The following is a 12,903-nucleotide window of genomic DNA, read 5'->3' on the forward strand; positions in this document are numbered from 1 at the left end:
CCGGGAGTCACTCATCGGGCAGGAAGCTCCCGAAGGTCGCCCGCCCGGTCGGCCGGTAGGTGTGGACGGCGACGCCGGAGCCGGTGGTGCGGGTGTCGGTGAGCCGGAAGGCGGTCGGCAGGCCGCCGTCGGGGAGGAGCCGCTTGCCCGTACCGAGGACGACGGGGAAGACGAGCAGGCGGTACTCGTCGATCAGATCGCGGCCCATCAGTGATCGGGCGAGCGCCCCGCTGCCGTGGATCTGGAGTTCACCGTCCGGCAGCCGCTCCTTCAGTCGGGCGACCTCGGCCGGCACGTCGCCGCCGAGGAACGTGGTGCCCTGCCAGTCACCCCGGTCGCGGGTGGTCGACGCGACGTACTTCGGCAGCGCGTTGAGCCGGGAGGCGATCGGGTCGTCCGGGTCCGTCATCTTCGGCCAGTACCCGGCGAAGAGGTCGTACGTCCGGCGGCCGAGGAGGAACGCGCCGGCACGCTCGAAGACCTCGGCCATGAAGCGCCCCGCGTCGTCGTCGAAGTACGGCACGACCCAGCCGCCGTACTGGAAGCCGCCGCTGTCGTCCTCACCCGGGCCGCCCGGGGCCTGCATGACACCGTCGAGGGTGAGGAACGTCGTGAGGGTCAGCTGCGCCACGGCATGTCTCGCTCTCTTCCCGTCCGGTCGACCCGCCCAGCGTCCCAGACAGCACGGAACCCGGTGTCCGACGCCACGCCGGACGCCGCCGAAATCGCTGCCGCGCCGGCCCGGCCCCGGCTGCCGTAAAAGGCACTCACCGGTCTTCCCGTGCGCGGAACTTCCGCGGATCACCCCTGCTCGACGGAGCCGCACCCTTGCCATTGGTCCAGACCTATTGACGAGCCTTGCCGCCCCTCCTACGATCCGGTCCGGCACAGCCCCACATGTCCCCACCTCACCCGCAGCCGGACGTCGCGCCCCCACGCGCTGGTCATGCCCATGACGCCCGGCGGGAAGGGAGCACAGCATGTTCCGTCGAAGGTCGCGTACTCCGCGTCCGTCGGGCGACTTCCGCCCCTGTCCGGATGCCGGCCGCCTCGAAGGCGACCGGGCCGGGAACGAGCCGCTCCGAGCTGCTCGCCCGCAGCGCGCGACCGTGGAACGCGCATCGCAGGTGAACCGGACCGGCCGCGCCGAGCACGGACCGACCGTCCTGAGGCGCGCCGTCGCCGGGGTGAGCGCCGCCGCCGTCATCGGTGCCGGCATCGCCGTGGCCGGCTCCGTCACGGCCGGGGCCGCCACCCCCAACCTGGTGGCCAACTCCGGATTCGAGAACGGGCTCTCCGGCTGGACCTGCTCCGGCGGCTCCGGCGCGGCCGTCAGCAGTCCGGTCCACTCCGGCGCCTCCGCGCTCAAGGCCACGCCGACCGGCCAGGACAACGCGCAGTGCACGCAGACCATCAGCGTGCAGCCCAACTCCCAGTACACGCTGAGCGCCTATGTCCAGGGCAGCTACGTCTACCTGGGCGCCACCGGCACCGGCCTCACCACGGCCCCGTCCACCTGGACGCCGAACAACTCGTCGTACGGCCAGCTCAGCGTCGGCTTCACCACCGGGGCGAACACCACCTCGGTGACCGTCTACGTGCACGGCTGGTACGGGCAGCCCGCGTACTACGCGGACGACGTGTCGCTCACCGGCCCCGGCGGCAGCAGCCCCTCGCCGAGCACCAGCGCCTCCCCGAGCACCAGCGCGTCGACCAGTGCTTCACCGAGCACCAGCACCTCCCCGAGCAGCAGCCCGTCGACCAGCGCCTCGCCGAGCACCAGCCCGACGGGCGGCGACACCTGCCCCACGAAACCCAAGCCGTCGGGCAAGGTCCTGCAGGGCTACTGGGAGAACTGGGACGGCGCCGCCAACGGCGTCCACCCCGGCATGGGCTGGGTCCCGATCACGGACAGCCGGATCGCCGCGCACGGCTACAACGTCATCAACGCCGCCTTCCCGGTGATCCTGTCGGACGGCACCGTCCTGTGGCAGGACGGCATGGACGCCGGCGTCAAGGTCTCGACCCCCGCCGAGATGTGCCGGGCCAAGGCGGCCGGGGCGACGATCCTGATGTCGATCGGCGGTGCCACCGCAGGTATCGACCTGAGCTCCAGCACGGTCGCCGACCGGTTCGTGGCGACCGTCGTCCCGATCCTCAAGAAGTACAACTTCGACGGGATCGACATCGACATCGAGACCGGCCTCTCCGGAAGCGGCAACATCAACACGCTGTCCGCCTCCCAGGCCAACCTGGTGCGCATCATCGACGGCGTGCTGGCCCAGATGCCCGCGGGCTTCGGCCTGACCATGGCCCCCGAAACCGCGTACGTCACCGGCGGAAGCGTCACCTACGGATCGATCTGGGGCGCCTACCTGCCGATCATCAAGAAGTACGCCGACAACGGCCGCCTGTGGTGGCTGAACATGCAGTACTACAACGGCAGCATGTACGGCTGCTCCGGCGACTCCTACCAGGCCGGCACCGTCCAGGGCTTCACCGCGCAGACCACCTGCCTGAACAACGGCCTGGTCATCCAGGGCACCACCATCAAGGTGCCCTACGACAAGCAGGTGCCCGGCCTGCCCGCCCAGCCCGGCGCGGGTGGTGGCTACATGGCGCCGAGCCTGGTCAGCCAGTCGTGGAACGCCTTCGGCGGTTCGCTGAAGGGGCTCATGACGTGGTCGATCAACTGGGACGGCTCAAAGGGATGGACCTTCGGCGACAACGTCAAGTCCCTCCAGAACCGTTGATCTCCCGCTGACTCCCGGCTGACCTCCCACGCCGTGAAGGGGCCGGGCCCGGTGTCGAGAACCGGGCCCGGCCTGTGAGGGTTCACGCTGTGGTGCGGCGGGTGGCCCGCTTGGCCGGTGCGGCCTTCTTGGCGGTGGCGGCCTTCTTCGCCGGCGTCGTCGACTTCTTCGCCGCGGCGGTTGCCTTCCGCGCCGTGGTGGTCTTCTTGGCGGGCGGCGCGGTCTTCTTGACCACGGCGGTGGCCTTCTTGGTGGTGGCCTTCTTGGCGGTGGTCTTCTTCGCAGTGGTGGCCGCGGCGGCGGCGGTGCGCTTAGCGGCCGCCCGCTTGCGGGCGGGTGCAGCGGCTGCGCCCTTCCCCGCGGTGAGCGAGCCCTTGGGGGCCTTGGCCGTGGCCGGGCCGGACTTCGGGAGCTTCTTCGCGCCGGAGACCAGGTCCTTGAAGCCCTGGCCGGGGCGGAAGCGGGGCACGTTGGTCTTCTTGACCCGTACGCGCTCGCCGGTCTGGGGGTTGCGGGCGTAGCGGCCGGCGCGCTCGACCTTCTCCAGGGTGCCGAAGCCGGTGACCTGCACCCGCTCCCCGGCCACCACGGCGCGGACCATGGCGTCGAGGACCGCGTCCACGGCGTCCTCGGCGGCGGTGCGGCTGCCGAGTTGCCCGGCGACCGCCTCGACGAGTTGTCCTTTGTTCATGACGACGTCTCCACAACAACATCGGGGATGGTTTTGTCCTGTTTCATCCTCAACATAGGGGCCATTCAGGTCTCCCGCCTGCCCAACGGCAGCCGCGCAGCCCGTCGGGAGCGCCCATGCCCGCGGTCCACCCCTTCTCCGCCCCCTGCGGCGGTCGGGCACCGGGCCCCGAACTCGCCGCCCCCGGCTGCTCCTGGTCGCGGTGCGCGGGCCGGTCAGGAGAGGTGGGCGTCGAGGGCGGCGAAGGTGGCGTCGGGCTGTTCGACGTGCGGGAGGTGGCCGGCGCCGGGGACGACGGCGAGGCGGCCGTCGGCGAAGGCGCGGGCGTAGGCGGCGCCGTACGCGGGGGTGACGATCCGGTCGCTCCCGCCCCAGAGCAGGAGGGCCGGCGTCCTGACCCGGCCGAGGCGGCGGAGCAGCTTGGGGTCGTGCATGTACGGGTCGCCGGCGAGGGTGCGCATGGTTGCCGTGTTGCCCTGGCGGCGGGCGAGTTCGGCGGCGGGCAGCCCGGCCGGGTCGACGTAGTGCCGCTCGGCGTCGTGCCAGGCGTACTCGGCCAGGCCGCGGGCGTCGAGGGCGAGGACGTCCCGGATCGGTTCGCCCTCGACGTGCACGCCGACGGCGTTGACCAGGACGAGGTCGCCGATGATTCCGGCGGTGTCCCGGACGGCCATCTCGGCGGCGATCCAGCCGCCGAGGGAGGAGCCGACCACCAGGACGTCCTTCAGTCCGCGGTCGTGCAGCAGGTGCAGGTAGGCGAGGGCGAGGTCGTCGATACCGGTGAGCCAACCGGGGCGGTGGGTGCCGTCCCAGCCGGGGTGAACGGGGGTGAGAGTGTGCATGGTGCGGGCCAGGTGTGCCGAGAGGCCGGTCACGGTGGCCGGCCCGCCGCCGCCGTGGAGGAGCAGGGCGGGGCGGCCCGTCCCGCTCTCGGAGAGGGTGATGGCCAGGTCGTCGTCGAGCGCGACTGCGCGGTCGGTGGTCATGGGGCGAGCATAACTAAGGATATTTATATAAACTAGCTTGGTTGTGGCCTAGAATCGGCGCATGCACAGTGAGCTGCAGGTTCTCGGCAGGGCCGTCAAACAGGTTCAGTACCGTCAGCACCGGGCGCTGGAGACCGGGCTCGCCGCCGTCGGCACCACCCTCGCCCAGTGGGACGCGCTGCGCGCCGTCGGCCGGCTGCCCGGCGCCTCGGCGCGGACCCTCGCCGCCGAGACCTTCCAGACCGAACAGGCCTTCGGCACCCTCGCCGGCCGCCTCGTCGCCCAGGGCCTGATCGAGCGCACCCCCGGACACGGCCGCCGCATCGAACACCGGCTGACGCCCGCCGGCGAGCGGATGCTGGAGGTCGGCCACGCCGTCGCGGAGGAGGTGCTCGCCGAGTGCTACGCGGACCTGCCGGCCGCCGACCGCGCCGTTCTGCTCGACCTGCTCCGCCGGGTGCTCGGCGAGGGGCCCGCCTGACGGGCTCCTGGGCGGGCGGGGCCGGCATGAAGCGCACAAGTGCACGACCCCGGCGCCGGGCATGGTGTGATGGGCCGTCAGAAAGACCCTGTATGGGCCTATACGTCCGGAATTGCGAGGCCCACCATGGTGGCCAGGGAGGGGACTCGACCGAACCCGACGCACCACCCTGAGCGAAGGAGCCCACAAGGACATGTCAGTCATCTCCGATCCCACCGTGCTCGACGGCCAGAGCCGGTCCCCCGGCACGTACGAGATCGAGGACCTGCTCGAACTCGCCGAACGCGACGACCTGGCCGAGGCCGCCGTCGAGGAGCCGGAGGGCGCCGACCAGCTGGTCCAGCTCCAGGCCAAGGTCGCGATGCTGGAAGCGCAGACCGCCCTGCGGGCCGCCGGGCCGCAGACGCGGCGCCTGGTACGTGGCAGGTACCGCAGCGTCGGCGGCGAGAGCCAGCTGGAGCTGAGGGTCGACGTGGACGGCTTCCGGCCGACCATGCGGGTCAGCGGCGACTTCTTCCAGACCAGCGGCACCACCACCGGCTACGTCGGCTCCTTCGTGCTCGACGCCCCGACCGTCTCCTCCACGCCCGGCGTGGTCAGGATCGAGGGCACGGCCAAATTCGGCTTCCCGGTGGCCGCCCGCCACGTCCGGGTGGTCATCCCGCGGGCGTCCGGACCGTCCCACGGTCCGGTCTCCGCCACCGTCCACTTCTCCGCCGCCGGCGGCGCAGCCACCGCGACCTACCTCTGCGGCTTCGTCTCCCCGCACTTCCGCAGCATCAAGCTGGAGCAGGACTCGGTCGCGGGCACGGTGCCGTTCATCGAGTACAACACCGGCTCGCTGCCGCAGCCGCCGTCCAGCCCGACCCGCACCCTCACCCTGTCGAAGGCCTTCGAGGAGGCCGGCATCGAGGTGCAGCTCGCCGGCACCTCGAACACCGTCCCGGTCGGCGGCGCCGGCACCGACGCCAAGTGGGACGAGGCCGAGCTGCACAACGCCATGGTCAACCACTTCAGCCTGTGGCGGGACACCCCGCTCTGGCAGGCCTGGCTGCTGGTCGCCACCTCCTTCGTGCAGGAGGGGGTGCGCGGCATCATGTTCGACGCCGACGGCGCCTTCCAGCGGCAGGGGTACGCGGTGTTCCACGACGCGATCCAGGGCCAGGACCCGGCCAGCCAGCGGGCCCAGCTGCGCACCTACGTCCACGAACTCGGCCACGCCTTCAACCTGCTGCACTCCTGGGACAAGAACTTCGCCGAGCCGCCCCAGCCGCTCGGGCCCAACGGCGGCCTCGGCGACCTGTCCTGGATGAACTACACCTGGAAGTTCCAGCCCCCGCCGCCCGCCGCCGGCGGCGAGGCCGCCTACTGGGCCGCCTTCCCGTTCCAGTTCACCGACAACGAACTGGTCCACCTGCGGCACGGCTTCTTCCGTGACGTCGTCATGGGCGGCAACCCGTTCGGCGTCGGTGCGGCCGAGGTCGACCCCGAGCTGTTCGGCGACCCGGTGACCGACCACTGCGGCCTCACCCTCGAACTCCGCTCCGCCCGGGCCTTCGCCTACGGCCAACCGGTCGTCGTCGAGCTCAAACTCTCCTCGCCCGACCGGCGCGGCCGCGTCACCCACGATCGCCTCGGCCCCGCCGACGGATTCGTCACCATTGCCGTCCGCACCCCGTCCGGCCAGGTCAGGACGTACCGCCCGCCGCTCGTCCGCTGCCTCGAGGACAACGTGCAGACCCGCGTGGTCACCGAGGAGAACGCCGTCTACAAGAGTGCCTACATCGGCTACGGCCGCGACGGCCTCTACTTCGAACAGCCCGGCCGCTACCAGCTCCGCGCCCAGTACGTCGCCTCCGACGGCTCCCGCGTGCTCTCCAACGTCCAGCACCTGACCGTCCGCACCCCGCGGACCGACGCCGACGAGCACGTCGCCGAACTGATGATGGGCGACCAGCAGGGCACCCTCTTCTACCTGCTCGGCTCCTCCGCCGAGAGCCTCACCGACGGCAACGACGCACTCCAGGAGGTCATCGAGCAGTACGGGGACCACCCGCTCGCCGTCTACCCCCGCCTGGTCAAGGGCGTCAACGCGTCCCGGGACTTCAAGTACCTCACCGCCGACCGCAACCTGTACACCGTGCCGGCCGACCCGCGGGAGAGCATCCAGCACCTCGACTCCGTCGTGGAGGCCTCGACCGGCGAGGACGGCGTCGACAACCTCACCCTCAACTGGGTGATGCGCCGCCGCGCCCGGATGGAGGCCAGGACCGGCGACCTCGGCCGGGCCACCCGCTCCCTGGACGGGATGGCCACGTTCTTCCGCGACACCAAGGGCCTGCGCGAGCCCGTCGTCCGGGGCATCGCGGCCCAGGCCGAGCAGACCAAGGAACGCATCACCGACGAGAACCGGTAGCGGGCCCCCGGCCGCCCCCGTTCCGCCGCCGTTCCGCCGCCGGGCGGGCCGGGGGCGGACAGGGGCAGGCCCGGGTCCGTGCGAACCCGGTCCGGGTTGTGCCGGGCGCGCACCGCCCGGCACTCCCACGGCCGCCGCGGGGGAGCAACAGCGGGGTCGCCAGCAGGAGCACACCGGCCAGGGCGATGGCCGCACGTGGGCCGAGCAGACCGCCCAGCACGCCCCAGAGGGCCGTCAGGAGAGCGGTCGAGGCCTTGGTCGTCACCGCCCAGGCGGACAGCGTGCGGGCAACCCGGTCGGTCGCGGTGCGCTCCAAGCGGTAGGTGGCGCAGAGAGGGTTGAAGACCCCGCAGCAGAAGATGAGCCCGAGCTCGACGCCCATCACCAGCAGCAGCCCGCCGGCGCCCGGCCCCGGGAAGGCCAGGCCGAGGGGCCACAGCGCGCGCAGCGCCCCGGCCGCGACCAGGACCCGGTGCTGCCCGAACCGGGCGGCGAGCGGTCGGGCCAGCCGCGAACCGAGCAGCCCGCCGGTCGACGGGGCGGCGAAGGCGAGGCCGTACTGCCACGGTGCGAACCCGAGCCGGCCGAGCATCAGGACGGCCAGTAGCGGCTGGGCGGCCATCACCAGGCCGTTGAACAGGGCGGTGTTGAAGAACAGCGGACGCAGCGTTGCGTCCGCGAGGATGTACCGCCAGCCGTCGAGCAGGTCCCCGGCCCGCATGCGCGCGACCTCGCGCCGCTCGGGCCGCGGCTCGTGCCGGCCCGTCGCGCAGATGCCCAGGGCGGAGAGCAGGTAGCTGAGCGCGTCGGCCGCCACCGTCGCCACCGGACCGAGGAGCCCGATCGCCGCGCCGCCCAGCGGCGGTCCGACGACCGTGGTCGTCCAGGCCGTGGACTCGAGGCGGGCGTTGGCGGAGAGCAGGTCCTCGGCCGGCAGCAGTGCCTTCAGGTACGCGCCGGAGGCGGCGCGGAAGGTGATGTCGGACGCCGCGACGACGACCGAGACCAGCAGGAGCTGAACGAAGGTGAGCAGGCCGAGCGCGAACGCGACGGGGATCGTCAGCAGTGCCGCGAACCGCACCAGGTCCATCGCGATCAGCACCGGCCGCTTGCGGCGGAACTCCACCCACGGGCCGAGCGGCACCGCCACCACCGCGCCCACCGCCGCCCCCGCGGAGGAGAGCGCGGCGACCTCGGCCGGACCGGCGTGCAGCACCCGGACGGCGATCAGCGGGAACGCGCCGAAGGCGAGCCAGGTGCCGAGCGCACTGGTCCCGTACGCTCCCCAGAACCACCCGAACCGCCGTCCCAGCCGGCGCCCGCTCCCCATGCCCCTGCCTCTCGCCGCCCACCTGCACAACCGATCCGTGATCGGAAGCATCAAAGCGAGCGCCGTATCCGGGGGTCAAACAACCACAGGGCGGGCCGGCCACAACCGACGGTTGTGTCGATAGGGTCGGTCGCATGGACCTCGACACCGTCCGGACCTTCGTCGCCGCAGCCGACGCGGGGCAGTTCCAGGAGGCCGCCGCCGAGCTGGCGGTCACCCAGCAGGCCGTCTCCAAGCGCATCGCCGCGCTGGAGCGCAGCCTCGGCGTGCGGCTGTTCACCCGCACTCCGCGCGGTGCCGGGCTCACCATCGACGGGCAGGCGTTCCTGCCCCACGCCCGCGAGCTGCTCCGCGTCGCCGAGCGCGCGGTCGCGTCCGTGCGCACCGGCCGCCGTCCGCTGCGCGTCGACGTGATCGCCTCGCGCGTCGCGGCGTCGGGCCTGATGCGCGGATTCCACCGTGCGCACCCCGAGATCGACCTCGACGTGGTGATGCTGTTCGACGTCGAGACGGCCGTCGCCGCCATCCGGTCCGGGTCGATCGACGCGTCCTTCCGCGCCGTCGCCATGCCCGGCCGGCCCCTCCCCGAGGACATCGCGTCCGTCCGGGTGCTCGACGAGCCGCTCCAGCTCCTCACCGGCCCTGCCCACGCGCTGGCGGGCGCCCGGTCGGTGGCCCCGGCCCGGCTCGCCGGACACCGGATCTGGATGCCCGGCATCGTCCCCGGCACCGAGTGGGCCGCCTACTACGACGACCTCGCTGCCGAATTCGGCCTCACCATCGAGGCGACCGGCCCCAACTTCGGCTCCGACGCGCTCCTCGACACCATCGCGGACACCCCGGCCCTGGCCACCTTCATGGGCGAGCACACCCGCCTCGTCTGGCCCGCCGGCCACGGCCTGCGCCGCATCCCGGTCACCGACCCGACGCCCGTCTACCCGCACTCGCTGCTCTGGCACCGCGACAACCCCCACCCGGCACTGGCCACCCTCCGCGCCCACCTCGCCGCCACGGCGGCCGGCCACGACACCGCCGGGACGTGGGTGCCGGGATGGGCGATGCCGCGCTGAACGCCGCCGCACCTTCGGCCGTCGCGAGAGGACCGCGACACTTGCCTTCTGGCGTCAGGGCAGGCGCCACGGGACGATCATCCTGTGGCGGATGTGATTTTCTTCGACCCGGACGGCACCCTGGTCGATCACCGAAGCGCGGTCATGGAAACGATCGGCCGGATCGTCCGGGCCGCGCCGAACGCGACGGCTCCGCCGGAGGAGCCGGTGACGCTGTGGTGGACGCTGGAGGCGCGCCACATGCGGGAGTACCTGGCCGGTCAGTGCTCCTTCGCCGAGCACCACCGGCGCAGGCTCCGCTCCTTCCTGCCGCCGCCTGCCGACGGATGCGGACGGACCCCGCGCAGGCGGTCAACGTGGGCGACATGCTGGAAAGCGATGTGAACGCAGCTGCCCTCGCCGGGCTCACCGGCATCTGGCTGGACCGCGGCATCGACTTCGTCACCGGTGGACCGTCGCCGACGGCAGACGAAACGGTGCTCCGCATCGAACGGCTCACCGACCTCCCCGACCACCTGTCACGCACGAACGCCTGACAATCCTCCCGTCAACATGTGGATCCCCACCCGGAATTGAGCAACGGAGCCCCCTGCTATGGTGGCCCGATGGCATCGGTCAAGCAGTTCCAGGTCACCTTCGACTGTGCAGAACCCGAGCGCGTCGCTCGTTTCTGGTGCGAGGTGTTGGGGTACGTCGTACCGCCGCCGCCGGAGGGGTTTGCCACTTGGGGCGATTTCGATCGGTCGCTGCCGCCCGAGGACCGGGGATCGTGGTTCGTGTGCATTGATCCCTCGGGCGTGGGCCCGCGAATGTACTTCCAGCGCGTTCCCGAAGGGAAGGTCGCCAAGAATCGGCTGCATCTCGACGTGCGGGTCGGTACCGGGCTCGTGGGTGAAGAGCGACTGGCCACGCTCGAGGCCGAATGCGCACGGCTGGTCGCGTTCGGCGCGGTACGCGTGCGACTGCTGCCCGCCGATGACGACAACGAGTCGTGCATCGTGATGCAGGACGTCGAGGGCAACGAGTTCTGCCTCGACTGACGACGGCGGTGCGGGTGGCGGCCGCGGGAACAACCGACCATCAGGTCGGGGGTGCGGTCGAGTGCGACCGGGCCAGCCCGGGGACCAGGTCGGCGAGTGCGGCCCGGGTGGTGTCGGCGTCGACGTGGAGCAGGGCCTGCATGCCGACCGCCCGGGCCCCGAGCACGTTCGGCTCGGCGTCGTCGATGAACAGCACCCGGTCGGACGGCACGCCGAGCAGGTCCGAGGCGAGCCGGTAGATCGGGGCCAGGGGCTTGCGCAGGCCGACCTCGCCGGAGATCACGACGGGATCGAAGAGCGGGTCGATCCGCTCGCGCGGGTAGGTGTTGCCCCAGCTGTTGGACAGCAGGGCCACCCGGATCCCGAGGTCACGCAGCTCGCCGGCCAGCTCGAACATCGCCGGGTCGGGCCGCATCCCGGCGAACAGCCGCGCGAGGACACCGACCGGGTCGACCGCCGCGCCGTCGACCGTGACCAGCTCGGCGGCGAGCAGTGCGTCGAACTCCGCGATCGTCAGCTCACCGGTCTCCAGCCGGTGGATCGGAGTACCGTCCTCGGCGTCGCGGGACAGCCAGGCCCTGAGCGTCCGGGAGAACGACTCCGGCTCGATGCCGTCGGCCTCGAGCCACGCCGCGATCGAGTCCCGGACCGGGCCGGTGAGCACGCCGCCGTAGTCGAAGGCCACCGCCTCCACCGCGGTCACGAGAGCCGCTCCAGCACCATCGCCATGCCCTGGCCGCCGCCGACGCACATGGTCTCCAGGCCGAACTGCTTGTCGTGCCACTGCAGCGAGTTGATGAGGGTGCTGGTGATCCGGGCACCGGTCATGCCGAACGGGTGGCCGACGGCGATCGCGCCACCGTTGACGTTGAGCTTCTCCTCCGGCACACCGAGGTCGCGTGCCGACGGGATGACCTGGGCGGCGAACGCTTCGTTGATCTCGACCAGGTCGATGTCGCCGATGGTCAGGCCGGCACGCGCCAGTGCCCGCTTCGAGGCCTCGACCGGCCCCAGGCCCATGATCTCCGGGGACAGCCCCGAGACGCCCGTGCTGACGATCCGGGCCAGCGGCGTGATCCCGAGCTCCGCCGCCCTGGTGTCCGACATGACGACGAGCGCGGCGGCGCCGTCGTTCAGGGGGCAGCAGTTGCCGGCGGTGACGGTGCCGTCGGGCCGGAACACGGGCTGCAGTTGGGAGACCGCCTCAAGGGTCACTCCGGCACGCGGACCGTCGTCCTCGGTCACCCGGCTGCCGTCGGGCAGGGTCACCGGGGTGATGTCGCGCTCCCAGAAGCCGTCGATGATCGCCTTCTCGGCGAGGTTCTGGCTGCGGACGCCGAAGGCGTCCTGGTCCGCGCGGCTGACGCCCTTGAGCTGGGCGACGTTCTCCGCCGTCTGGCCCATCGTGATGTACGCGTCGGGCAGCCATCCTTGACTGCGCGGGTCCTCCCACGTCCGGCCGCCGGCGGCGAACTGCTCGGTGCGGGCCTCCGCCTCGGCGAACAACGGGTTCTTGGTGCCGGGCAGACCGTCCGCGTTGCCCTGGGTGTAGCGGCTGACGGTCTCCACACCGGCGGAGATGAACACATCGCCCTCGCCCGCCTTGATCGCGTGCAGCGCCATCCGGGTGCTCTGCAGGCTGGACGAGCAGTAGCGGTTCACCGTGGTGCCGGGCACCTCGTCCAGCCCCGCGAGGACGGCGACGACCCGGGCCATGTTGAAGCCGGACTCCCCGGCCGGCTGGCCGCAGCCGAGCACCAGGTCGTCGATCGTCCTCGGGTCGAGCTGGGGCACCTTGGCGAGGGCGGCCCGGACCATCTGGACGGTGAGGTCGTCGGGGCGCAGGTCCTTCAGCGATCCCTTGAAGGCCCGGCCGATCGGCGAACGGGCAGTGGCAACGATGACGGCTTCGGGCATGGCTTTCCCTCCGGAACTGACTAAGCGCTTGCTTAGCAGCCAGGCTGCAGCAGTGCGGCACGAAGCGTCAACGGGTCCGACCCGGCAGGTCGGTGTGGACCACGTCACACGCCCGCCCGCTCGACGCGGCGGTGCCGGCGTTCGCCGAGAGGCCCTTTCGCGGCCTCCGGGCATGCAGAATCTCCGCCGCAGTATGGTTCGACTGCGGCGGAGAGTCGT

The 12,903-nt window shown here is 71.9% G+C and carries 13 protein-coding genes; 7 read left to right on the top strand and 6 right to left on the bottom strand.

Going from position 1 to position 12,903, the window contains the following annotated elements:
• Window positions 1-7 precede the first annotated feature (7 nt).
• Window positions 8-631 carry a dihydrofolate reductase family protein gene (locus ACQ614_RS34295; RefSeq protein ID WP_431683015.1) on the bottom strand — a complete coding sequence of 208 codons (624 nt, stop codon included), beginning with the start codon at window positions 629-631 and terminating at the stop codon, window positions 8-10.
• A 556-nt stretch (window positions 632-1,187) separates the two neighbouring features.
• Here ACQ614_RS34295 and ACQ614_RS34300 point away from each other — a divergent pair.
• Window positions 1,188-2,753, top strand: a complete 1,566-nt coding sequence (locus tag ACQ614_RS34300) for a carbohydrate binding domain-containing protein (RefSeq protein WP_431684102.1) — start codon at window positions 1,188-1,190, stop codon at window positions 2,751-2,753.
• 82 nt (window positions 2,754-2,835) lie between these two features.
• On the opposite strand, the gene ACQ614_RS34305 is transcribed toward ACQ614_RS34300, so the two are convergent.
• The gene (locus ACQ614_RS34305) at window positions 2,836-3,444 is read right to left on the bottom strand and encodes an HU family DNA-binding protein (protein WP_431683016.1); all 609 of its coding nucleotides are present in this window, start codon (window positions 3,442-3,444) and stop codon (window positions 2,836-2,838) included.
• Window positions 3,445-3,659: 215 nt separating this feature from the next.
• Window positions 3,660-4,430, bottom strand: a complete 771-nt coding sequence (locus ACQ614_RS34310) for an alpha/beta fold hydrolase (RefSeq protein ID WP_431683017.1) — start codon at window positions 4,428-4,430, stop codon at window positions 3,660-3,662.
• Between the two features lie 61 nt (window positions 4,431-4,491).
• Between ACQ614_RS34310 and ACQ614_RS34315 the strand changes: the two genes are divergently transcribed.
• Window positions 4,492-4,911, top strand: coding sequence for a MarR family winged helix-turn-helix transcriptional regulator (locus tag ACQ614_RS34315; RefSeq protein ID WP_431683018.1), 420 nt, complete (start codon window positions 4,492-4,494; stop codon window positions 4,909-4,911).
• A 193-nt stretch (window positions 4,912-5,104) separates the two neighbouring features.
• Window positions 5,105-7,327 carry a hypothetical protein gene (locus tag ACQ614_RS34320; RefSeq protein WP_431683019.1) on the top strand — a complete coding sequence of 741 codons (2,223 nt, stop codon included), beginning with the start codon at window positions 5,105-5,107 and terminating at the stop codon, window positions 7,325-7,327.
• Here the strand turns inward: ACQ614_RS34320 and ACQ614_RS34325 are convergent.
• Window positions 7,308-8,657 (bottom strand): MFS transporter, encoded by a 1,350-nt coding sequence (locus ACQ614_RS34325; protein WP_431683020.1) that lies wholly within the window; start codon window positions 8,655-8,657, stop codon window positions 7,308-7,310. The two genes, ACQ614_RS34320 and ACQ614_RS34325, sit on opposite strands and share 20 nt — an antisense overlap.
• A gap of 134 nt (window positions 8,658-8,791) precedes the next feature.
• On the opposite strand from ACQ614_RS34325, the gene ACQ614_RS34330 reads away from it, so the two are divergent.
• The 4 genes from ACQ614_RS34330 (at window position 8,792) to ACQ614_RS34345 (ending at window position 10,767) form a co-directional block, all read left to right on the top strand.
• Window positions 8,792-9,727: a LysR family transcriptional regulator gene (locus ACQ614_RS34330; RefSeq protein ID WP_431683021.1), complete on the top strand. Its 936-nt coding sequence runs from the start codon at window positions 8,792-8,794 to the stop codon at window positions 9,725-9,727.
• 84 nt (window positions 9,728-9,811) lie between these two features.
• Window positions 9,812-10,111 (top strand): hypothetical protein, encoded by a 300-nt coding sequence (locus ACQ614_RS34335; protein ID WP_431683022.1) that lies wholly within the window; start codon window positions 9,812-9,814, stop codon window positions 10,109-10,111.
• Entirely contained in the window at window positions 10,093-10,263 is a 171-nt protein-coding gene (locus ACQ614_RS34340; protein ID WP_431684103.1) for a hypothetical protein, read from the top strand. The genes ACQ614_RS34335 and ACQ614_RS34340 overlap by 19 nt, the downstream gene beginning before the upstream one ends.
• A 69-nt stretch (window positions 10,264-10,332) precedes the next feature.
• Complete coding sequence (locus tag ACQ614_RS34345; RefSeq protein ID WP_431683023.1) at window positions 10,333-10,767, top strand: VOC family protein; 435 nt, start codon at window positions 10,333-10,335, stop codon at window positions 10,765-10,767.
• Between the two features lie 40 nt (window positions 10,768-10,807).
• On the opposite strand, the gene ACQ614_RS34350 is transcribed toward ACQ614_RS34345, so the two are convergent.
• Both ACQ614_RS34350 and ACQ614_RS34355 read right to left on the bottom strand, forming a co-directional pair.
• Window positions 10,808-11,470: an HAD family hydrolase gene (locus ACQ614_RS34350; protein WP_431683024.1), complete on the bottom strand. Its 663-nt coding sequence runs from the start codon at window positions 11,468-11,470 to the stop codon at window positions 10,808-10,810.
• Window positions 11,467-12,684, bottom strand: a complete 1,218-nt coding sequence (locus ACQ614_RS34355; protein WP_431683025.1) for an acetyl-CoA C-acetyltransferase — start codon at window positions 12,682-12,684, stop codon at window positions 11,467-11,469. Before ACQ614_RS34355 ends, ACQ614_RS34350 begins: the two co-directional genes overlap by 4 nt.
• Window positions 12,685-12,903: the final 219 nt, after the last annotated feature.

The sequence above is a fragment of the Kitasatospora dryopteridis genome, assembly GCF_050749075.1.
GTDB lineage: Bacteria > Actinomycetota > Actinomycetes > Streptomycetales > Streptomycetaceae > Kitasatospora.

Excerpts from the sequence above, each read along its gene's own strand:
- ACQ614_RS34305 (WP_431683016.1), bottom strand. The coding sequence starts at position 3,444 with ATGAACAAAGGACAACTCGTCGAGGCGGTCGCCGGGCAACTCGGCAGC.
- ACQ614_RS34325 (WP_431683020.1), bottom strand. The coding sequence starts at position 8,657 with ATGGGGAGCGGGCGCCGGCTGGGACGGCGGTTCGGGTGGTTCTGGGGA.
- ACQ614_RS34310 (WP_431683017.1), bottom strand. The coding sequence starts at position 4,430 with ATGACCACCGACCGCGCAGTCGCGCTCGACGACGACCTGGCCATCACC.
- ACQ614_RS34320 (WP_431683019.1), top strand. The coding sequence starts at position 5,105 with ATGTCAGTCATCTCCGATCCCACCGTGCTCGACGGCCAGAGCCGGTCC.
- ACQ614_RS34330 (WP_431683021.1), top strand. The coding sequence starts at position 8,792 with ATGGACCTCGACACCGTCCGGACCTTCGTCGCCGCAGCCGACGCGGGG.
- ACQ614_RS34340 (WP_431684103.1), top strand. The coding sequence starts at position 10,093 with ATGCTGGAAAGCGATGTGAACGCAGCTGCCCTCGCCGGGCTCACCGGC.
- ACQ614_RS34355 (WP_431683025.1), bottom strand. The coding sequence starts at position 12,684 with ATGCCCGAAGCCGTCATCGTTGCCACTGCCCGTTCGCCGATCGGCCGG.
- ACQ614_RS34345 (WP_431683023.1), top strand. The coding sequence starts at position 10,333 with ATGGCATCGGTCAAGCAGTTCCAGGTCACCTTCGACTGTGCAGAACCC.
- ACQ614_RS34315 (WP_431683018.1), top strand. The coding sequence starts at position 4,492 with ATGCACAGTGAGCTGCAGGTTCTCGGCAGGGCCGTCAAACAGGTTCAG.